Origin of the sequence: Mesorhizobium sp. LSJC269B00, from assembly GCF_000502815.1 — a bacterium.
Classification (GTDB): domain Bacteria; phylum Pseudomonadota; class Alphaproteobacteria; order Rhizobiales; family Rhizobiaceae; genus Mesorhizobium.
Genome location: NZ_AYVN01000004.1, coordinates 172,359 through 192,424 on the forward strand (window position 1 = coordinate 172,359; position 20,066 = coordinate 192,424).

The 20,066-nt window shown below is 63.0% G+C and carries 18 protein-coding genes; 12 read left to right on the forward strand and 6 right to left on the reverse strand.

The features are described from left to right. Positions 1-60: 60 nt before the first annotated feature. The 11 genes from X771_RS153150 to X771_RS153100 all read left to right on the forward strand — a co-directional run bounded on the left by X771_RS153150 (position 61) and on the right by X771_RS153100 (position 12,783). Positions 61-3,753, forward strand: coding sequence for an RHS repeat-associated core domain-containing protein (locus tag X771_RS153150; protein ID WP_245262574.1), 3,693 nt, complete (start codon positions 61-63; stop codon positions 3,751-3,753). Then, a complete protein-coding gene (locus tag X771_RS1000000168090) occupies positions 3,753-4,505 on the forward strand; it encodes a hypothetical protein (protein ID WP_023696285.1) in 753 nt (250 codons plus the stop codon). Before X771_RS153150 ends, X771_RS1000000168090 begins: the two co-directional genes overlap by 1 nt. Before the next feature lie 519 nt (positions 4,506-5,024). Then, a complete protein-coding gene (locus tag X771_RS153140; protein ID WP_023687874.1) occupies positions 5,025-6,083 on the forward strand; it encodes a PilN domain-containing protein in 1,059 nt (352 codons plus the stop codon). A gap of 2 nt (positions 6,084-6,085) precedes the next feature. Then, complete coding sequence (gspM, locus tag X771_RS153135) at positions 6,086-6,679, forward strand: type II secretion system protein GspM (RefSeq protein ID WP_023687875.1); 594 nt, start codon at positions 6,086-6,088, stop codon at positions 6,677-6,679. After that, positions 6,676-7,239 carry a hypothetical protein gene (locus tag X771_RS153130; protein ID WP_023687876.1) on the forward strand — a complete coding sequence of 188 codons (564 nt, stop codon included), beginning with the start codon at positions 6,676-6,678 and terminating at the stop codon, positions 7,237-7,239. Before gspM ends, X771_RS153130 begins: the two co-directional genes overlap by 4 nt. Then, positions 7,236-8,423, forward strand: a complete 1,188-nt coding sequence (locus X771_RS153125; protein ID WP_245262582.1) for a general secretion pathway protein GspK — start codon at positions 7,236-7,238, stop codon at positions 8,421-8,423. The genes X771_RS153130 and X771_RS153125 overlap by 4 nt, the downstream gene beginning before the upstream one ends. Next, positions 8,420-10,063, forward strand: coding sequence for a GspE/PulE family protein (locus tag X771_RS153120; protein WP_023687878.1), 1,644 nt, complete (start codon positions 8,420-8,422; stop codon positions 10,061-10,063). The genes X771_RS153125 and X771_RS153120 overlap by 4 nt, the downstream gene beginning before the upstream one ends. Continuing rightward, on the forward strand, positions 10,063-11,280 hold the full coding sequence (locus X771_RS153115; RefSeq protein WP_023687879.1) for a type II secretion system F family protein: 1,218 nt from the start codon (positions 10,063-10,065) through the stop codon (positions 11,278-11,280). Before X771_RS153120 ends, X771_RS153115 begins: the two co-directional genes overlap by 1 nt. Then, complete coding sequence (locus tag X771_RS153110) at positions 11,277-11,747, forward strand: GspH/FimT family pseudopilin (RefSeq protein ID WP_023687880.1); 471 nt, start codon at positions 11,277-11,279, stop codon at positions 11,745-11,747. The genes X771_RS153115 and X771_RS153110 overlap by 4 nt, the downstream gene beginning before the upstream one ends. After that, positions 11,729-12,076 carry a type II secretion system protein gene (locus tag X771_RS153105; protein WP_023687881.1) on the forward strand — a complete coding sequence of 116 codons (348 nt, stop codon included), beginning with the start codon at positions 11,729-11,731 and terminating at the stop codon, positions 12,074-12,076. The genes X771_RS153110 and X771_RS153105 overlap by 19 nt, the downstream gene beginning before the upstream one ends. Next, entirely contained in the window at positions 12,073-12,783 is a 711-nt protein-coding gene (locus X771_RS153100) for a type II secretion system protein GspJ (protein WP_023687882.1), read from the forward strand. The genes X771_RS153105 and X771_RS153100 overlap by 4 nt, the downstream gene beginning before the upstream one ends. 46 nt (positions 12,784-12,829) lie before the next feature. Here X771_RS153100 and gspG read toward each other — a convergent pair whose 3' ends face one another. The 6 genes from gspG to X771_RS1000000168785 all read right to left on the reverse strand — a co-directional run bounded on the left by gspG (position 12,830) and on the right by X771_RS1000000168785 (position 17,975). Continuing rightward, complete coding sequence (gene gspG / locus X771_RS153095; protein ID WP_023696276.1) at positions 12,830-13,276, reverse strand: type II secretion system major pseudopilin GspG; 447 nt, start codon at positions 13,274-13,276, stop codon at positions 12,830-12,832. Further along, positions 13,276-13,779, reverse strand: a complete 504-nt coding sequence (locus X771_RS153090) for an A24 family peptidase (RefSeq protein WP_023687884.1) — start codon at positions 13,777-13,779, stop codon at positions 13,276-13,278. The genes gspG and X771_RS153090 overlap by 1 nt, the downstream gene beginning before the upstream one ends. Beyond that, a complete protein-coding gene (gene gspD, locus X771_RS153085) occupies positions 13,776-15,902 on the reverse strand; it encodes a type II secretion system secretin GspD (RefSeq protein WP_023687885.1) in 2,127 nt (708 codons plus the stop codon). The genes X771_RS153090 and gspD overlap by 4 nt, the downstream gene beginning before the upstream one ends. 303 nt (positions 15,903-16,205) lie before the next feature. Next, the gene (locus tag X771_RS153080) at positions 16,206-16,619 is read right to left on the reverse strand and encodes an Imm70 family immunity protein (RefSeq protein WP_023687886.1); all 414 of its coding nucleotides are present in this window, start codon (positions 16,617-16,619) and stop codon (positions 16,206-16,208) included. Further along, on the reverse strand, positions 16,619-16,858 hold the full coding sequence (locus tag X771_RS153075; protein ID WP_023696274.1) for a hypothetical protein: 240 nt from the start codon (positions 16,856-16,858) through the stop codon (positions 16,619-16,621). The genes X771_RS153080 and X771_RS153075 overlap by 1 nt, the downstream gene beginning before the upstream one ends. Positions 16,859-17,333: 475 nt before the next feature. Then, positions 17,334-17,975 (reverse strand): RHS repeat-associated core domain-containing protein, encoded by a 642-nt coding sequence (locus X771_RS1000000168785; protein WP_084566757.1) that lies wholly within the window; start codon positions 17,973-17,975, stop codon positions 17,334-17,336. Positions 17,976-18,100: 125 nt separating this feature from the next. Between X771_RS1000000168785 and X771_RS153060 the strand changes: the two genes are divergently transcribed. Further along, complete coding sequence (locus X771_RS153060; RefSeq protein WP_023696271.1) at positions 18,101-19,630, forward strand: MDR family MFS transporter; 1,530 nt, start codon at positions 18,101-18,103, stop codon at positions 19,628-19,630. Positions 19,631-20,066: the final 436 nt, after the last annotated feature.

Genomic DNA, 20,066 nt, shown 5'->3' on the forward strand with positions numbered 1-20,066 from the left:
TACAGCAGCATGTTCATCTCGAATGCCGGCACCGGCAATCCGAACCTGTTGAAGCAGATTGTGACGGAGCTCGGCGGCACGGTTGCGGTCGAGTATTCGCCTTCCTCGACCTGGGCGAACAATTACCTGCCGCAGGTCGTGCACGCGGTGACGAAGCTGTCGGTCAGCGATGGCCGGGGCCAGACGGCGGTGAGCATGTACGCCTATGCCGGCGGCAAATACGATCCGGCGGCGCGCAAGTTCCTGGGCTTTGCGTCGATCGTCGAGACAAAACCGCTTGCCAATGGCGAGACGGCGCCGTCGAAGATCGAGACCACCTACCGGCAGGATCTGGCGAGCTACGGCCTGCCGTCGCTGACGGTGTGGAAGGATGGTGCCGGCACCGTGCACAAACAGGTGGCCGAGACGTACGTCGTCAACACGGCGGCAAAACCCTATACGGTGCAAAACACGGCGACCGATACGACGCTGACCGAGAACATCAGCCGCACCTTGCGGGTCCAGCGCTGGTTTGATGCTTACAACAACATCATCAGCATGAAGGACTATGGTCGCACCGATGTCAGCGGCGACGAGACCTGGACGGAGCGTTTCTTTTCGCCCAACACCAGCGCTTATATCGTCTCGGCCTTGATTGCCGAGCGCACGCATGCCGGGCTGACCAGCACCGACCCCTATGTCAGCTACAAGCACAATTACTATGATGGCAGCACCGATGTCTGGGCGGTGCCGACCAAAGGTAACCTGACGTGGGTACAGACCTTCAGCGATGTCACTACGGGCAAGACCGTCAGCCAGTATTTTGCGTATGATACCTATGGCAACAAGGTCTCTGCCGCCGACAGTCTCGGCCACAAGACCGAGTGGGACTACGACGCGACCTATCACCTCTATCCGGTAACGGAACGCGCGCCGAAGTATTTTGCGACGGGCGGGCAAACAGCCGACACGCGCTTTGTCTCGACGGCCACCTACAATACCACCTGCGGCCTGCTGGCGACGAAGACCGACTTCAACGGCCTGGTCAAAACCTTCACCTATGATCCGTTCTGTCGCCTCTACCAGGTCTCGCAGAGCGTCACCGGCGCCTATGCCAAGGCGCGCTTCGAGAACGAGGGCAATCCGGCGACCCAGGCGCTGGTCAAATACACGCCGTTGCCCAATGGCGCCGGCGAAGACTTCACCCGCTCCTACTATGACGGGCTCGGCCGGGTCTATCGTGTCGAAACCCCCGGAGAGACGGCGGCGGGCGCCAAACGCATTGCCGAGACCGACTACGATCTGCGCGGCAATGTCCTGCGCACCGCCTTCCCGCGCTTTGTCGGCGAGACCGCGCAATGGACCACCAACAGCTACGACTGGGCCGACCGGCCGGTGAAGACCGTCAATCCTGACACAAGCCAGCGCAGCTACCTCAACGAACTAGCCACCGCCGCGACCACGACGCCGCGGCTGAACGCCGTGACGACGACCGACGAGCTTGGTCATCAGACCAAGACAGCTTGGTCGACCCGCGGCGATGTCGCGGGCGTGGCTCGCGACTTCGCGGGACTTCAGCTTGCGGAAACTCGCACCTACGACGTGCTCGGCCGCCTGATCGGCGTCACCGATCCCGGCGGCTCAAACTGGACCTACACCTACGACATGGTCGGCAATCGGCTGACGGCGTCCGATCCCGATCTCGGCACATGGTCCTACACCTACGATGCCGCCAACCGGCTGGTCAGCCAGACCGATGCCAGGGGCACGGTCACGACGCTCAGCTACGACCAGATGGACCGGCTGACGCTGAAGACGGCAACGGCGCCGGGTGGCAGCCCAGTTGTGCTCACCCAGAACACCTATGACCAGGCGGCTCCAAGCTATTGGTACAATATCGGCCAGCTCACCACCTCGACCAACGCGACAACGACGCACAGCTACAGTTATGACGGGTTTGGCAAGCTCGGCTGGCACGACACGACCATTGCCGGCCTGATGCACACCACGGTCGATATCCACGACGGGTCCGGCCAGACCATCCTGAAGAATTACAAGCCGGGCGAGCTGTGGTTCGGCGACTGGGACCACCGCCTGCAATACAGCGCCGGCAACAGGCTCGTCTCCGCCCCGGGCTTCATCACCTCGACGCTCTATGAGGCCGATGGGCAGACCAGGGAGATCACCTACGCGAATGGCGTGAAGACTGCCTTCACCTATTCGCCGACCCGCCGCTGGCTGACGCGCGTCACCACGTCCAAGGGCGCCACCGTCCTGCTCGACGATCAGTATGCGCGCGACGCACTCGGCCGCATCACCACCATCACGGGGCGGACACCCTCCGACAGCTGGAATTATGGCTACGACAATGCCGACCGGCTGATCTGGAGCACCAACCTGGGCAACGCCGTGCTCAGCGAGCAATTCGTCTATGCCGCCAACGACAATCTGACCTCACGCTCGCGTGTGGCCGGCACCTATGTCTATCCCTCGGCGAGCGCGGCTCGTCCGCATGCGCCGGTCACGGTCGGCGCCAATGCCATGACCTATGACGCCAATGGCAATCTGACCTCCGATGGCAGTCGTACGCTGACCTGGGACGAAGCCAACCGGCTGAAGACCGTCACGCTGGCCGCCAACACCGTCAACCTCAGCTACGGTCCCGACGGTGCGCGGGTGAAGAAGGCCTCGGCCTTCGCCACCACGCTCTATCCCGACGCTTCGGTCGAGATCAATCCGGCGACGCCGGGCGCAGAGATATACACCAGATATCCGCATCCCGACATCAAGGTGACCGGCACGACAAAGGCCTTCCTGCACCGCGACCACCTGGCCTCGGTGCGCATGGTTACCGATGCCTCAGGCAATATCGCCGAGGCCACCAACTACGCCACCTATGGCGAGCGTCTCAACACCGGCTTCCAGACGCAGAAGAGCTATATCGGCGAGCGCTTCGATCCCGAGACCGGGCTGCTCTATCTCAACGCACGCTACATGGATCCGGTGCTCGGGCGTTTCATCTCACCCGATGATTGGGATCCGACGAAAGAGGGTGTTGGCACCAATCGATATGCGTATGCTCAGAATGATCCGGTGAATAAGGCAGACAACAACGGCCATGTTGCCGCGACACCGTCATCTGACAAAGCCGCAAAGGACAGAGCAGAGCAGAGGGCACTTGAGAAGCGTGCCGAAGCCATAAGAATGCACCGTGGTGGTTTCTTCGATCTCCACAAAGATCCGTACGAACGTTTGAATTCTAGGGTTGCTGATGAGGTGCAGCGCCAGGCTGAATTGAGCGCTTCAGGAAAGGTGGAAACTCGTGACGAGGTGTTTGCGGCAATACCGGGTGGTGCGCCTATCAGAGCAGGCGCACTACTCGGCGCCGAGGTATTTGGTGGTAAACTGGCGATTAGGGAAGGAGGAGCAATTATCGGGAGCTATACTCCATCAGTGGGCCTCAAGTTTGGGACAACACCGTTTGGCGATGAGGCGCACATCGCTGTTGGAGCGATGCTGCGTGGGAAACTAGAAGCTCAGGGTGTGACAGGTATCATTGATCGAACTGCTCCTGGTCTGAAAGGTGTGGATTTGTCGGTTGATCCCAGCTACGCGAAGCAGCTTGGCTTTGAGCATATCGAGATTAAGCCGAATACCGCTAGCGGGCTGCGAGCCTTCAGCAGCCAGGTGGGGCGTTGGGGCTACAACCCGTCTTCCGTCCGCGCGGTAACCTATGATGCTAACGGGAATATCCGAGGAGGGTTTGATTTCTAATGTCAGCACTTGATCTCCTTTTAGCGGGTCGCTTTGACGAAGCGGTCAGAGCATTTAGAGAGATAATCGTTGCAGAGCCGAATGATATCGGGTGGATCGATGGATTGGCAAAATCCTATTGCGGGACAGGAGATTATACAGCAGCGCTTCCTCTTCTATACCAAGTAGATTCCTATCAGAAGAAGAACACTCCGGATGCTCCAGGGCAACAACTACAAATAAGCGCAGCTTATTGGTGTCTTGATGATCGCGCTCGGGCGATCGAGCTCACTCGTGAGCTGTGTGCTGGCATTGTGGATCGATCAATAGGCATGGCGCCCGACCTGGCTGGTGGTGCGACCTTCGGACTTGTCCTGCACTACATGGCCCTGACGACGGGTGACGATGCCACCCGCGACTACGCGTTTGAATACCTACGCAAGCTGAACGTTAAATACAACAAGCGCCCGACGCTGTTCCGCTACCCGGTTCAGACCGTGAAACAAATGCTGGGAGAGATCGCCTTCGAGGATGCGCTGGAAGGTGCGACGAAGGAGCGAAACCTGGCTGCGGCCTTTCGGGCTGCTGATAGCAATCGTTCAATCAAGTTAGCGCTCGGAGTTGCACTGTTCCACGATGGCGCGTTGCGCCGAGTTTCGGGCGACGAGACGGGCTGCATGGAGCGGATGCAGCAGGTTTTCGATATGGGATACCAGACGGAACCCGTTCGCTGGTATCTCGCTCGGCATGAGGTTTTAAGAACCGAAAGATAAAAGCAATGGCTCACCTGCGGGGGTAAACTGTTCCCTGCTCACCATTGTTTAGGGAGGTGGCGAATTACGCTGACAGCGCACTCTAGGAATTACCGGGAACTACGGTGACAGGATTACGGTGACAGTGCACTTTTTGTTGCCTATCCGATAACACCTGTGCTCAGGTCAACCCCATGTCCCGTCTTGCCCGTATAGTCGTCTGCCGCATCACGTCACCCAGCGTGGCAACGGGTGCGCCAAGGTGTTTTTCACGGCGAAAGATTATGCGCTCTACAAGAACCTACGGGCGGCGCATTGCCGGCTTGCCGATGTCGGTATCTGGGCATGGTGCCTGATGCCTAACCATGTGCATCTGATCCTGACTCCGGCCGACCCTGATTGCCTGCGGCGTTCACACCAAGCCAACAAAAGCTGTGGCTAATCAGCCCTCCGCAATCTCGCTGATATCCCCGTCACACCAGCCCCTGTAATCTCAGTGCGAAAACCCTCGGCTTAGAATCAACCGGGGCAGGGTGGGGCGTGGCGGCATTGAGTGCGCAATGTCTGGATTTCCGGGACTGGTGGCTCGAGGAGCTGCGAGGGGCGCGGCTTTCGCCTAGAAAAAAGCAAGCTTCTAGCGGCGACTGGATCGTCAGCCTGGCGGATGACGGCATTCGTGTGCGCGAGGCCGGGGCGCCGGAGTTTCAGTCGATCCCGCTGGCGCTGACCGCCTCTTCGGATGAGATCCTGGCGCTGCTGCAGGGCGGGGGCCGGGTCAGGCGGCCGCGCTTCGATGTCGTGATCCAGCCGGGGCTGTTCCTGACCCGGCAGCTGGCGCCGCGGCTTCTGCCGGTCCGGCAGGCGCGCGACATGGCCGAGCTCGACCTTCTGGCCGCGACGCCGCTCGATCCGGCGCAGGTGCATGTCGTGTTTGCCAGGGATGCCGGGGCTAGGCCTGCCAGGCAAGACAGCACCTACCACGTCGTCAAGGGCAAGACGCTTGCCGCGGTGCTGGATGCGGTGCGCCGCGCCGGCGGTTCGGTGCGCAGCCTGTCGCTGGCGCAGCCCGGAGAGACGCTGCGCGCCGATCCGCTCAGCCTGGCCGCCATCTGGCCGCCGACGGCGCGCGACCGGCGCAAGCGCAGCACCTGGATCGCCGCCTGTTCGGCGCTGGCGGCAGCGCTGCTGATCACCTTCGTCCACGCGCATTGGCTGATCTGGCAGGCCGATGGCGAACTGGACGCGCAGATTGCGGATGCGCAGGTGTTGGCCAAGACGGCACGCGCGTCGCTGCAGAAGCGCCAGGCCGGCATCGAGCGGGTCGAGAAAATCCGCCAGGAGAAGAAGACGACGGCGTCGCTGGTGCGGGTCTGGGCCGAACTCACGCATCTGCTTCCCGACACGGCCTGGCTCACCGATCTCTCGGCCAAGGGCGACGATCTGACCATCACCGGCTTTGCCACCTCGGCGGCCGAACTGATCCAGCCGATCGATGCCTCGCCGCTGTTTTCGGCGCCCGAATTCGCCTCGCCCGTGGTTAAGGTGCCCGGACAGGACGGCGAACATTTCACCATTTCGGCCAAGATCGGAGCGCTCTGACGATGCTCTCCGCCATCCTCAACACCAGCCCGCCGCTGCGCCGCCTGATCGCGCTGGCGCTGGCAGCGGTTGCGGCGTGTCTCTGTGCCTGGCTGGTGTTCGCGGCGTTGGACAGCGTCGCCTCGGCGCGGGCCGGGATCGAGGACAAGCGCGCGCTGCTCGGCCAGCTGCAAAACGTGGCGGCGCTGGCCAAGCGCCTCGACGGCGACACCGGCCCGGTGGAAGCGGCCAATCCCGAATTCCTCACCGGCGAGAGCGAGGCGATCATTCGCGGTGCGCTGCAGAAGCGGCTGAACGCCATCGCTGCCGCCAATGGCGTCAGCGTGCTGTCGGCCGGCAACGCCCCGGTGCTGAGTGAAGGCGGCGTCGATTTCATCGGGCTGCGGGTCAATCTGTCGGGGCCGCTGGAAGGCATCCACAACGCCGTGCTCGCCCTCGAAACCTCGCTGCCGGTGCTGTTCATCCGCGAGGCGACGCTGCGCACCACCGATGTCAGCCCTGCCGCGGGACGGATGGGCGACCCTGAGCTGTCTGCCGAGATCCTGTTTTACGGCCCGCTGCAGACGCAAGCTGCGCCCGGCGGGGTCAAGCCATGAGCGGGAAGTTTGCGGGCCTGGCGATTGCGGGGGGTATCGCGGTTCTCGTGCTGGTCAATGTCGCGCTCTACAACACGCCGGTCGACATCTCGCCGATTGCCTCCGGCAAGGGGCATGATGGCGGCCCGGCATCTGCTGCGGGCGCGCTGCAATTTCCCGAGGCCGGCGATTTCAGCGAGACGTTCCAGCGGCCGCTGTTCACGCCGATGCGGCGCAAGATCATACCGCCACCGCCAGCGCCGCTGCCGGTGGAGGTTGCCGTGGCACCTGTCGAACAGGCGCCTCCGCCGGTGGACGTCGCGCCGGCGGCCGCGCCATCGCTGCTCGGCATCAGCATTCAGGGCGGAGCGGGAAAAGCGCTGTTGCGCGTCGCCGGCAAAGATGAAGCGCTCTGGTATGCCAGTGGCGAGACCGTCGACGGCTGGACGGTGTCAGTGATCGACAAGGACCAGGCCGTGCTGGAGCGCGACGGCAAGGTGGCGCGCATCCCGCTGCATCCGCCATGGACGAACCCGCCGCCGGCCCCGCCGCCGCCCCCGCCACCTGAGCCGGAACTATGAGCGGGCGCATGTTTGCTGAGGTTGGCAGGGCAATCGCGTATGGCGACGCCAGCCCCCCACTCCGGCCGCTGCGCGGCCACCTCTCCCCCATGTCCATGGGGGAGAGGAAACCCAAGCCTTTCGAGGCTGCGACCTCGGTGGTTAGCATTTCCTCTTCCCCCACGAATGTGGGGGAGAGGTGGCTCGGCGAAGCCGAGACGGAGTGGGGGAGCGCCATATGCGTTTGCCCTGCTCCTCCTTGTGGGGAGGGATCAAGGGCGGGGGTATTCGTAAAGCGCAAAGCTCTCCCAGCCGTAGGGGACGACAGCGCCAGCGCCGGCTTTTCGCTGGTTGCTGTACTGGTGTTCATGCTGATCGTCTCGGCCATCGTCGTTCCCTTCGCCGTCACCGCCAAAACGCGGCTGATGATCGCCAACAACGAGCTGGAGCAGGAGCGGTTGTCGCTGCTTGCCGAGGGGCTCGGCAATGTGGTGGCGAGCGAATTGACCGCGGAGCAGGTCACGGAAAAGCTGCCGCTGGATTCGACGCCGGCCGCGTGCCGGTCGGGAGGCTACAGCTTTGTCCTGCGCGTCCAGGATCATGGTGGGCTGATCGATCTCAATGCCGCTGACGACCGCCTGCTGGGGCTGGGCTTTGCCGCGCTCGGCTTCGAGCAGCAGATGGCGGACGAACTGGCAAAGGCCGCGATCCGGTTTCGCGACAGCGCCAAACTGTTCGCCGGCCTGCCGCAGGCCAGAAGCCCGGTCGGGCCGCCTGAGGACAAAGAGGCGCCGTTCGAATCGGTATCCGAACTGCAGGAGTTTTCCGCGCTTGCGGCGATCCCGCTGCGCAACCTGCAGGGGATTTTCACCGTCAACTCCAAGCGCGGCACGGTCAGCGCCGACCGCGCGCCGCGCCGGCTTCGCGCTGTTCTTGTCGGCGGCCCCAACGCATCGGTCGTTGCGGGCGCGACCGATGTATCGGCCTATACGGTTGAAATTGTTGTCAGGCGGGACGGCTCCGGCATCGCAGGCGAGGCCGGCTTCATCATCGAGAAATCCCAGGCAGGCCCAGTGCCATTCGCGCGTGTCTCGCGCAGCCCGGCCGGCGATGCCACTGCACAGCCGCCAGCCGCGGCCACCGCCGGCTGCGAGATGCTGTTCGGGGCTGACGCCGCGCAGTTGCTGACGAGGTGGAGCGCATGAACGCCGCAGCGCAGGCCAAGGGGATCGAGGCGTTTCTCACCTTCCTCGAAGGCGAGAAAGTGCTGACCGCGCATGCCGCGCAGCGCGCACTCGGTGCATCGCGAACATCCGGCCACCCCTTCGATACGGTGATGACCGAACTCGGGCTGATCGGCGAACAGGAGCTCGCCAACAGCCTCAGCCGCTATCTCGGAGCGCCGACGCCGGTGGAGGTCCCCGAGCAGGTCAGCGCCGAAATGCTGGCCGGCGTGCCGCTGGCCTATCTCCGGGAAAACGCCATCCTGCCGCTGCAGATGGATACCGAGCGGCTGGTTGTCGCCGTCGCCGATCCGTTCTCGTCGGCAACCATCGATGCGCTTGCCTTCCACTATGAGCGGACGCTGGCGCTGCGCATTCTGCCGAGGCGCGTGATCGCCGAATGCATCGACCGTGTCGAGCAGTCGGCCCTGGCGGCGGCGTCGAATGGCGGCAGTGCCGGCGAGATCATGGATTTCGGTCCTGATGATCTCGAGCGGCTGAAGGATTTCGCCCGCGAGGCGCCGATCGTGCGCTTCGTCGCCGAAACCATCCACAAGGCGGTCGACGCCAGGGCCACCGACATTCACATCGAGCCGCTCGAGGACCATGTCCGCATCCGCTTCCGCCATGACGGCATGCTGTCCACCGTCGACACCGCCTCAATCGCGATGCTGTCGGGCATTTCCACGCGCATAAAAATCCTGTCGCGGCTCAACATTGCCGAACGCCGCCTGCCGCAGGACGGGCGCATGCGCATCGCCGTGCGCGGCAGAGATATCGATTTGCGCGTCTCTGTCATCCCGTCCATCCATGGCGAAGCCATCGTGCTGCGCATTCTCGACCGCGCCGGTGTCGAGCTGAAGCTGGAAAAGCTTGGCTTCGACAGTGCCGCGCAAGCCAAGATCCGCTCCATGTCGCAATCGGCCAATGGCATCGTGCTGATCACCGGGCCGACCGGCAGCGGCAAGACGACGACGCTCTATTCGATCCTGGCCGAACGGTCGCGGCCCGACGTCAAGATCTTCACCGTCGAGGATCCGGTGGAATACCGCATGGCCGGGATCACCCAGCTGCAGGTCAATCCGGCGATCGACCTCGACTTTGCCGCGGCCCTGCGGTCGATCCTGCGCCAGGACCCCGACATCATCCTGCTCGGCGAAATCCGCGACCGCGAGACGGCGCAGGTCGCGGTGCAGGCGGCGCTGACCGGGCATCTGGTGTTCTCGACGCTGCACACCAACAGCGCGGCCGGCGCGTTGACGCGGCTGCGCGACATGGGCATCGATGGTTACCTGCTGGGCGCGACGATCCGCGGCGTCATCGCGCAGCGGCTGCTGCGCCATGTCTGTCCGGCCTGCCACGGCCTCGAGCAGGCCGGGTCGCCCTGCCGCACCTGCAATGGCTCGGGCTATAGCGGGCGCACGGTGACCTACGAAATGCTGCAGGTTTCGCCGCGCATTGCCGAACTGATCGACCAGGGCGCCGGCGAAATGGAGATCGGCCGCATAGCCGCGCAAGACGATCTGGTGCCGATGTCGGTCCATGCCACAGCGCTTGCCCGCTCCGGGGTTACCACGATGGACGAGGTCCGCCGCGTCATCGATCTCGCGGGGGATGGCTGATGCCGGCCTTTGCCTATCGCGCCTATCTCGTCGACGGCAGCACGGAGAGCGGCGTCCTCGATGCCTCGACCAAGCAGGAGGCCGCCCGCAAGCTGGCGCAGCAAGGGCGCCGTTCCTATCACCTCGCCCCGGTAAGCAGCGACAGACCGCAGTTGCGCCTGCCGGGGCGAAGCGCGCTGACCTTTACCCGGAAGGTCGATCTCAGCCGGCTGTTTTCCGAGCTGTCGGTGCTGCTCAACGCCGGCTTCACCGTCGACCGCGCCCTCGGCGCGGTCATCGCCGGCGAGGCGAACCGCCAACGGCGCCAGCAGCTGCAATCGGTGCTCGATCTCACCACGGGCGGGCGGCCGATCGCCGAGGCCTTTGCCGCCCTGCCGGGCATCACCTCCGATGTCGCGGCACTTCTCGCCAGCGGTGAGCGCAGCGGCAAGATGGCCTATATCTGCCAGCGGCTGGCCGACACGTTCGAGGCCACCGCCAAGCGCCGCGCGGCAATCTGCGAGGCACTGGCCTATCCGGCCTTTCTGCTTTCGGTGATGAGCGGGGCGCTGGTCATTCTGGCGACCGTGCTGGTGCCGGCGCTGGAGCCGATCTTCGAGGGCTCATCCGCGCCCAAGCCGTTCACCATGAAGATGCTGTCGGTCTTCGGCACGGTGTTCCGCGACTACCCCTTCGTCTTCCCGCTGGCGGCAGTGCTCGGCCTTTTGTCCTATCTCGTGCTGTCTCGCTCTGCCGGCGCCAGAAAACAGTTCTCGCACGCGGTGTTGAAGATACCGCTGATCGGCGCGCTGGTCAGGGATGCCGTCATCGCGCGCTACCTTGAAACGCTGGCCTTGCTGCTCGGCAATGGCGTGGCGATGACCGAGGCGCTTGGGCTCGCCGCCAATGTGTCGAGGCAGAGCTCGCTGGCAGCAAGCTTTGCCTCGATCGAGGACAATGTCGCCAACGGCGCCCGCCTGCACGGCGCGGTCGTCAAGGCGGGGATTTTCGATCATGCGACGATGTCGCTGGTGTCGCTCGGCGAAGAGGCGAACGCGCTGCCGGTGGTGCTGGATCGCGCCGCGAAAATGCTGCAGCTGACGCTGACGCGGCGGATCGACACGGTGCTGAAGCTGCTGACGCCGGCGCTGACGATTTCGCTTGGCTTCCTCGTCGGCAGCCTGGTCATTTCGGTGATGACCACGATCCTCTCGATCAACGATCTGGCGCTGCAATGACCGCCGCCGCCGCGAAAGCCAGCCAGCAGGCGGAGGCCGGATTCACCCTGGTCGAAATGCTGGTGGTGCTGGCGATCATGGCGCTCATGGCGGCCATCGCCGCACCCGGGCTGGTCAGCCACTACCGCAGCAAGAGCCTGGAGACGCTGGCCGGCGAGATCACCATGCGGCTGCGCCTGTCGCGCACCTCGGCCATTGCCACCGCGCGGCCGAGAGAGGTCCTCGTCGATCTCGGCGCCCGCACCATTCGCTTTGGCGAGCGCGATGTTTTCGCATTGCCGGATGACGTCAAACTGACGGTCGTTACCGGCCAGGAGACCGTCGTCGCCGGACGGCAAACGGTGCTGACTTTCCTGCCCGACGGCAGCGCGTCGGGCATGGATATTTCGCTGCAGCAAAAGGCGCGGACCGCGCGCATTGCGGTCAACTGGCTGACCGGACTTCCGACATGGCGGGCATTGCCGTGACAGAGCCTTCGTCCGAAGACGGGTTTTCGATCCTGGAAATGATCGTCGCCATGACGATCCTGGCGCTGGTGCTCGGCATCGCCAGCCAGTCGATCGTGCTGGCCAGCCGCAGCATCGCCATCGCCAAGGCGCAGATCGAAGCGGCGAGGGCCGCGCGCATCATGCTGTCGGAGTACGAGGCCGGAACGGACAGCAGGCGATCCGGCTGGCAGTTGCAGACGCGCCCGATCGTGGTGTCGAAGACGAAGATGGTTGCCGTCGTCATTGGCAGGAGTAACGGCGCCGGCCAGCCGTTCCTGACCTTCGTGCCCGCGAAGGATCGGCAATGATCCGGCGGCTGGTCCAAGCCCATGCGCGTCGTGGGGGCCGGCCATCCGGGCAGCGTGTTCTCAAGCAAATATTCGGGACCGACCGGCGCCCCAAATCATCGGCATCGGTCGAAGGCTTCGCGCTGATCGACGTGCTGGTCGGACTGGCGATGATCGGCGTGATCTCCGCGCTGATGATCGTCTTTCTCGGACAGGCGCGGACCATGATGCGGATCCAGAAGACGACCGAGATGCAGATGGAGGTCGATGCCGCGGCGCGGTTTCTCGAAACGGCGATCGGCAGCGCCGAGCCGCTGCCGTTGTCGCAGTCGACGCCCGACATGGTGCTTTATCTCAGCGGCACCGGCGCGCGCATCGAGTTCAACGCCGTTCAGGCCATCGGCTTCAAATCCTCAGCCTTGCGCGAGGTCGCCGTTTCGCTTGGAAGTGACCTGACCATCGTGCAGAAAATCCGACGCGGCAGCGATGCCGCCAAATCGACTGGAGGCCAACCGGTGCTGCTGATCGCCGGCGTCAGCGCGGTAAGGTTCGAATATCTCGACGCCTCGGCCAAAGTCCCGTCATGGTCGGCGAGCTGGTCCGCTCCACGGCGTCTGCCTGCTGCCGTGCGGTTCACCATCTCGGTGGCGAGGGACGGCGCGACCTACTCGTCGACGGGCTTTGCCCGCCTCGATCTGGCAACCGCCGTGCCGCCGCCGGTGAGCTGAAGAGCCTGACCCATAACGCGTCCCGTCTCGCTTCAGTTGGCGGGCATCAGTTGGTGATGTCCTGGTCCTCGCCGGTGCCGTCGGGCTTGCCGTCCTTGCCAAGCGTGCGGATGACGACGCCGCTCGCATCGGCCTTCACCTCGTAGGAATAGGGCTTGCCCCAGGGATCCTTCAGGCCGCCCTTGAGATAGGGGCCGTTCCAGCGCGCTTCGCTGGCCGGCTGTGTGACCAGGGCGGCGAGCCCTTCTTCGTCGGTCGGGTATTTCGCGTTGTCGACATAATAGAGTTCGAGCGCGCTTTCGATGTTGCGGATCTGCGCCTTGGCGGCGTTGGTCCGCGCTGAGCCGAGATAGCGCAACACCTGAGGCGCGGCGAGCGTCGCGATCAAGGCAATGATGGCGAGAACGACCAGAAGCTCGACCAGCGTGAACCCGCTTTCGCTGGTGTCGCGGCCGGATTTTTCGGAAGCTTGCTTAAAGCGCAGCATGATCATCAGAGCAGTCCCATGTTCAAACCGGCGAATTGTTCCAGCACCCAGCTGGCGCCGAGGCCGATGGTGATAAACGGGCCGAAGGCAATGCGGGCCCGCGCGGCTGCCGGACCGCTCGCTACCACCTGGCCACCAACGAACAGCAGCGCGGTGGCGCTGGCGATGAACAGCAACACCGGCAGAAGCAACGGGTCGATCCAGCATGCGGCGGCGGCCAGCATCTTGACGTCGCCGAGGCCAAGCCCGATCCGGCCGGTCATCAGGAAGTGCCCGCGCCGCAGCAGCCAGGCGGCGGCGAAGGTCGCTGCGGCAAACAGGAGATGCAACGGCAGGCCGTCCGCCCCGGCTGCCGCCACCTGATAGCCTAGGCCGACGGCGGCCAGCGCCAGGTTCAACCCGTCCGGGATGATCTGGCGGCGGAAATCGGCGATCGAAATGGCGGCGAGAATTGCCGCCAGGGCGAACGTGGCAGCCAGCAGGAGCGATGGGTGCGCAGCCGCGATCAATAGGCCAGCCTCTTCAAATCCTGCTGCAGCTTGGTGCCGCCGCGGCGTTTCTGGATCGGCGTCTGCAGGCTAATCTTGCCGCGGAATTCGTCGGTCACTTCGCGGGCCTCGTTGATGTCGCGCACGACATGCGGCCGGATGAAGATGATCAGTTCGGTACGCACAATCTTGTCGTTTTTCTGTTTGAACGCGTTGCCGATAATGGGGATGTCGCCGAGAATTGGCACCTGCGTGCGGCCGACACTGTTGTTCTGCTGGATGAGGCCGCCCAGCGCCAGGCTTTCGCCGTCATTGACCAGCACGCGGGTCTGGATCTTGCGCTGCTGTATGGTCGGTGAATCGATGCCGGAGCTCTTCGTCTCGGCAACGTTGCTGACCTCCTGCTGAATGTCGAGCATCACCCGGCCCGCATTGTTGATGCGCGGCGTCACCGTCAGGATGACGCCGGTGTCCTTCATCTGCACCGAGTTGATGATCGGCGCCGTGCCGCTGCCGGTATCCTGCGATTGCTGGGTCAGGATCGGCACCTGGTCGCCGACCTGCAAGATCGCCTTCTGGTTGTTCAGCGCCATGATGGTCGGCGCCGAAATGACGTTGACATCGGTGATCGAGGACAGCGCATTCAGCGTCACCTGTATGTTGTCGGTGGCATAACTCCAGTTGAAACCCGGCAAAGTGGCGGCGGCAGCCGCCTTGGCCACGTCGGTCACCGATACCTTCGTGCCGCCATTCTCGAAGAACCAGCGCAGGCCGTATTTCAGCTCGTCGTTGAGCGTGACTTCGGCAATGACCGCTTCCAGCATGACCTGCGTCGGCAAGATGTCGACCTTGGTCAGGATCTGCTCGATGCGCTCATAGTCGCGCGCCGTGGTCTGGATCAGCAGCGCGTTGTTTTCGATGTCGGCGACGACGGTGGCGTGGGCGGGCGGCTGTCCGTCCTGCTGCGGCATCGAAGGCGACGGCCCGGTCAACGGCACCGGGGTAATGCCGTCCGACTGCATGGCGATCGGCGTCTGGTCGGGCGACACGTTCGAGCCGTCCGCGCCGCCCTCGGTCTTGACCGAGGTGCCGAGAACCGAGCTCAGCACAGCGGCCAGTTCCTTGGCCGGGCGGTTCTGTATCTGGTAGACGAAGAGCTGGTCCTCGTTGGACTCCGCCAGCCTGTCGAGCTTGTTGATCCAGCTGGCGGCGCGCGCGAGATAGGCCGGGCGCGAGGTGATCACCAGCACCGAATTCAGCCGGTCGTTGGGGATGAACTGGATGAGCTTGGCGCCCGGCCCGTCCTTGGTGCCGAAGATGGAATCGAGTTCCGCGGCGACGGCTTCCGGCTTCGAGGTCTTCAGCGGATGCAGCGCCACCGACATGCCGCGCATCCAGTCGACATCGAACACCGACACCGCCTCGCGGATGGCATTGAGGTCGCTGTCATTGCCGGCGACGGTGATCAGGTTGCGGGTGGAATCGACCCGCAGCACCGAGCCCTGGCGGGTGATCGGCTCGAGAATGGTCTTCATCTCGTCGGCGGCGATATATTGCAGCTGCAGCACCTGCACCTTGACGCCGGGCCCCGAAGGCGACACCGAGGGCACGCTGACCGGCGGTGTGTTGGACATGATCTCGGACAGCGGCACGACCTGGTAGGTGCCGGCGCGCTTGGTGATGCCCGCGCCATTCACCGCAAGTGCTGATTCCAGTATGTCGACCAGTGCATCCTTCGACACCGGCTGCGAGGTCTGCAGCGTCACCGTGCCCTGCACGCGCGGGTCGACGATGTAGTTGAGGTGCAGCGCGTCACCCAGCACCGCCTTGGCCGCATCGGCGATCGGCGCACTGACCAGGTTGAGCTCGAACTGGCCCGAGCCGTCAGTCGTTACCTGGGTGACGGGGGCGCTGGACGAGACGAACTGGCCGGACCCCTGATACTGCGCGCCGTTGAAGCGCTGCCCGGCGCTCGCGGCCGAGGTGACGGTGGATGGTCCGGTGTATCCCGCCCGCAAGGGCGAGTTCTTGGCGTGCAGGCTGTCGATAGTCTCGGTGAAAAAGTCCTTGCCCGGCGTGGAATTGCAGCCGGCAAGTGCAAGCAACAGGCACAATACGACGCGATTGCTTGACCCGATTGACATACACCCGATTCCCCAAGGGCCTTAGTTTAGGACGTCCTGAGGTTGAGTGCTTGGATTGATGGGGGGATTTGGAGTCTATCCACAGGGTTGGTGGTGGGGGGTGGGTGCGACCGGGGGTTGGGTTTCTCCTGCAGAACCGAGAGCGCGTCGGTCAGCGCATTGAGCACCAGCGGGATCGAGTTAATGCTCCACCGCCTGAAAAGCGGTGGCTTCAAGTTACGGCTGAAAGCCAGATCGGTCTGCCTGCGGCGGACCGGGGTGCCTCGCCAGTTAAGGTTGAAGTCGTCATCCGGGCTCTCATCCTCATTGGAACAAAATCGGAAGATTCCGCTGCGTACTCAGTTGAGCCAAGCCAATCAGACGGTCCAAGAGAGGCTCGCCGTCTACATCAAAAAAACAGTCATAAAGGCTGTTCGGCCGAAGCCCAAACATCTGGGCTACTTCTGGTTTCCAACCATCCCCAAGAGGCTCAGGGGGCAGCTTCAAGAAGCTATCGGTGATCAACAATAGCTCCGCTTGCAATAGAGCTGCCTCTTCGGGCGACCATTGTCCGTCACTGTCAGAATGAACCATCAGTGTTGGACACCGCGATCCTGCGACGCCCTGTTCTACGTGCGTCGCAACCTTAGAGCGGAACGTTTCGAAGTCAGCATACGAGCCTACCTCAACCCCATCCAGCTCCTCATCGCCATCAAAGACAGCTAGATATAGTCCCATCAGGTTCTCGTGATTTCAAAATTACGGCGATGCTCTTTAGCCAAGGCCTTCAAATTGGCGCTCAACTTGCATTCTTTTGGAAGGTCTAAAACCAACCGCGTACCTTCCTGCACAGCTCGATAAAGGAGAAGTCTGACCTGATAAGTTGCCCTCATTTCAGAGACGTTTTTGATCAGAAAGATTTTATTATTTATTTCGGCATCGGCGCGCGCGCCCCTCGCAACATGCCACTTCGTCATCATAAATTCCACAGCCCATCCCTTCGCATGCCTATCACTTCTGTCTCGGAACCAAAACACCCCACCGGTTTAGCCAGTTCTGGAAGGTAGGGTTGATGGGCCGCGTCGTCTCGATCGTAAGAGGCATGTTCGTTTTCAGCGATCGATACGTTTGGAGCCTAAGTTGGTAGGTCGAATCCAGCATGCTAAGCCCTCCCTTGATCTCGAAATTTCCAACCTTCATGCCGTCAAAGATCGTTCCCTTTGGCAATCCGCCCCGGCTAAACTTTGCGTCTCCCACAATGACTTTGAACGCCGCGCTGTCGAAATCAGCTTGGTTTGGCCTCCAACCGGCATTGTTCTTGGTAAGACCTAACTGCGCTAGCCGTTCGGCTTCGTGAGTAACCCCCCCCCTCGAAGCGAAGCAACACTTGTTGCAGCGGCTGTTGCTCCTACTCCAGCAACCGTGGCTGCTCCTGGTGCAAAAAGGCCTGTTTCAGCGGCAGCCAATTCGGAAAGCACGTGGCCACCTTGCCGCCGCTGACATTGTCAAAAATGGTGCTTTTGCCGCAAGTAGTGGTGTGGCAGCTCCCATTGCCATGTTTGCTATCAATTGGCCACCGCTGACACTTTTAGCCGTATCCGTTGGTGCAGGAGCATTTGCAGGCTCGACACTCATGAAATATGCACCGAGGATCGCAGCAGCCCAAATGAGGGGTGCTATGTGGCCATTATTGTCCCCCCTATTGATCGGATCATTGCATGCGTAAGCATATCTGTTGGTGCCAACGCCTTCCTTAGTCGGATCCCAGTCATCCGGCGAGATGAACCGTCCAAGCACCGGATCCATGTACCTGGCATTGAGATACAGCAGCCCGGTCTCGGCATCGAAGCGCTCGCCGATATAGCCCTTTTGGGTATGGAAGCCGGTGTTGAGGCTTTCGCCGTATATGGCGTAGCTATTGCCTTCGACAGTGTTGCCCGAGATGTCGGTGACCATGCGCACCGAGGCCAGGTGTTCACGGTGGAGAGCCACAATCTGACGACGCTGGCGCTCGATCACACTGCCTTCATCGACAGCATCGTCGACCCGATTGCACACGACCCCGCGGAACTGGTCGCGACGACCATCATCCACGGCTGCACGTCCGCTAAGGCTCTTCCCGTTAGCCGGACGGAATGCCTCCAGGCATGGCGTTTTCGCCTATTTGACACCTCTCGGCTGTGGGCACATAAATCGCGCCCCAAGCTACGGAGACACCGATGACTGTCGAGCAGACGCTGCCGGACACAGCGCCCGTGGAGGCCCAAGTCAGGCCCGACCTTACGACCTTGATCGTCTATTTCGGCGCGCTGATCGCCATGTTCATGGCAACCATCGACATGCAGATCGTCGTCACCGCCTTGCCCACCATTGCCGGCGAACTCGGCAATCTGCATTTGTTCGGCTGGGTCGGTGCCGCCTACCTGCTCTCGACCGCCGCGGTCTCGCCATTCTACGGCAAGCTCGGCGACATGTATGGCCGCAAGAATGTCGTGCTGACGGCGATCGGCCTGTTCCTGCTGGGCTCGCTGGTCTGCGGCATGGCATGGTCGATGGAGAGCCTCATCGCCGCGCGCGTGCTGCAAGGCATCGGCGGCGGCGGCCTGATGGTCTCGGCCTTCGCCATGATCGGCGAACTGTTTTCGCCGCGCGACCGCGCGAAATATCAGGGCTACAGTTCGGCGGTGTTCGCGCTGTCATCAGTGCTCGGCCCGTTGGCCGGCGGCTACATCACCAGCCTGTTCGGCTGGCGCTGGGTGTTCCTGGTCAATCTGCCGATAGGCATCATCGTGCTGGCGGTGCTGGCCTTCGCCATGCGCAGCCGGTTCAACGAAAAACGGCACCGCATCGACTATCTCGGCGGCGCGCTGCTCGCCATCGGCACAACGGCGGTCGTTTATTGGGGCTATCACGTGCTCGACCCCAGCGGGCCGGACCTGCTCACCTTCGTATTGCCACTCCTCGCGCTGGTCGCCATCACCTTGTTCATCATGGTGGAGCGCCGGGCCGAAGAGCCGATCGTGCCGTTGCGGCTGTTCGGCAATTCGACGGTCAGCATCGTCTCGGGCGTGTCGCTGGTCGCCGGAACGGTGACGCTGGGCATGTTCTTCTATTTCGCCCTCTACATGCAGACGCTGACGGGTCTCAGCCCGGCCGAAGTCGGCTTCCTGTTCCTGCCGGCGTCGCTGACATCGATGGTCATCTCGATCGTCGCCGGGCGGGTAATTGCCGCAACCGGACGCTACAAATGGATGCCGGTGGTCGCCATGGCTATTGGCGGGTTTCTGATGCTGGGCTTTGTCCTCACCAACCAGCACACGCCGATCTGGGTGCTGGCAACGATGATGGCTGTGTTCGGCATCAGCATGGGCCTGCAGTTCCAGGTGCTGATCGTGGCGATCCAGGCGGCGGCACCGCTGCAGGATATCGGCGCGGTGACGTCGCTGATCACCCAGGCGCGGACGCTCGGAGCATCGCTGGGTCTGGCGCTGAACGGCGCGGTGATGATCTGGGCGCTGAACCGGCAGACAGCCGAGCTTCCTGCAGACGCCGCCGCCCTGCTGCCGGGTGGCCTGAACGGGTTGACGCCGCACCTCGCATCGAGCCTGCCGGGCGCGATCCGCGAAGTGGTGCTCGACCATTACTCCAGTGGCTTCAACGTGATGTTCATCTGGGTGGCGGCGCTCTATTTCGTCGCCATGGGGCTGACGCTGCTGCTCGAGGACAAAGAGATCCCGAAGCGGGCCTGAGCCAAAGCTTGTGTCATGCGCTGGGTTTAGGCATTTGGCGATGATCTGAAATCACCGAGGAGGACAGCCATGATCATCGACACTCATCTGCACCTGATCGACCTGTCGGCGCTGCGCTATCCCTGGCTCAGCCGCGAGCCGGCGCTCAACCGCGATTTCCCGCACGCAGAATATGCGATCCAGGCCCGCCGCGCCGGTATCGAGGCCGCGCTGCATATGGAGGTCGACGTCGATGAAGCCGACATCCAGGCCGAGACCAGCCATGTGAAGGCGCAGTCGCTGGAGAAGGGCAGTCTGTTGCGCGGGGCGATCGCCTCCTGCCGCCCGGAGGAGGCCGGCTTCGCCGCCTATCTCGGGCGCCAGCAGGCCGATCCCTTCGTCAAGGGGTTCCGCCGCGTGCTGCATGTCATGCCGGACGAGCTTTCGGACAGCGCGC

What these genes read in the sequence shown, in the direction of transcription:
- X771_RS1000000168090 (WP_023696285.1), top strand. Translation starts at nt 3,753, where the DNA reads ATGTCAGCACTTGATCTCCTTTTAGCGGGTCGCTTTGACGAAGCGGTC.
- gspM (WP_023687875.1), top strand. Translation starts at nt 6,086, where the DNA reads ATGCTCTCCGCCATCCTCAACACCAGCCCGCCGCTGCGCCGCCTGATC.
- X771_RS153130 (WP_023687876.1), top strand. Translation starts at nt 6,676, where the DNA reads ATGAGCGGGAAGTTTGCGGGCCTGGCGATTGCGGGGGGTATCGCGGTT.
- X771_RS153125 (WP_245262582.1), top strand. Translation starts at nt 7,236, where the DNA reads ATGAGCGGGCGCATGTTTGCTGAGGTTGGCAGGGCAATCGCGTATGGC.
- X771_RS153120 (WP_023687878.1), top strand. Translation starts at nt 8,420, where the DNA reads ATGAACGCCGCAGCGCAGGCCAAGGGGATCGAGGCGTTTCTCACCTTC.
- X771_RS153115 (WP_023687879.1), top strand. Translation starts at nt 10,063, where the DNA reads ATGCCGGCCTTTGCCTATCGCGCCTATCTCGTCGACGGCAGCACGGAG.
- X771_RS153110 (WP_023687880.1), top strand. Translation starts at nt 11,277, where the DNA reads ATGACCGCCGCCGCCGCGAAAGCCAGCCAGCAGGCGGAGGCCGGATTC.
- X771_RS153105 (WP_023687881.1), top strand. Translation starts at nt 11,729, where the DNA reads ATGGCGGGCATTGCCGTGACAGAGCCTTCGTCCGAAGACGGGTTTTCG.
- X771_RS153100 (WP_023687882.1), top strand. Translation starts at nt 12,073, where the DNA reads ATGATCCGGCGGCTGGTCCAAGCCCATGCGCGTCGTGGGGGCCGGCCA.
- gspG (WP_023696276.1), bottom strand. Translation starts at nt 13,276, where the DNA reads ATGATCATGCTGCGCTTTAAGCAAGCTTCCGAAAAATCCGGCCGCGAC.
- gspD (WP_023687885.1), bottom strand. Translation starts at nt 15,902, where the DNA reads ATGTCAATCGGGTCAAGCAATCGCGTCGTATTGTGCCTGTTGCTTGCA.
- X771_RS153080 (WP_023687886.1), bottom strand. Translation starts at nt 16,619, where the DNA reads ATGGGACTATATCTAGCTGTCTTTGATGGCGATGAGGAGCTGGATGGG.
- X771_RS153075 (WP_023696274.1), bottom strand. Translation starts at nt 16,858, where the DNA reads ATGACGAAGTGGCATGTTGCGAGGGGCGCGCGCGCCGATGCCGAAATA.
- X771_RS153060 (WP_023696271.1), top strand. Translation starts at nt 18,101, where the DNA reads ATGACTGTCGAGCAGACGCTGCCGGACACAGCGCCCGTGGAGGCCCAA.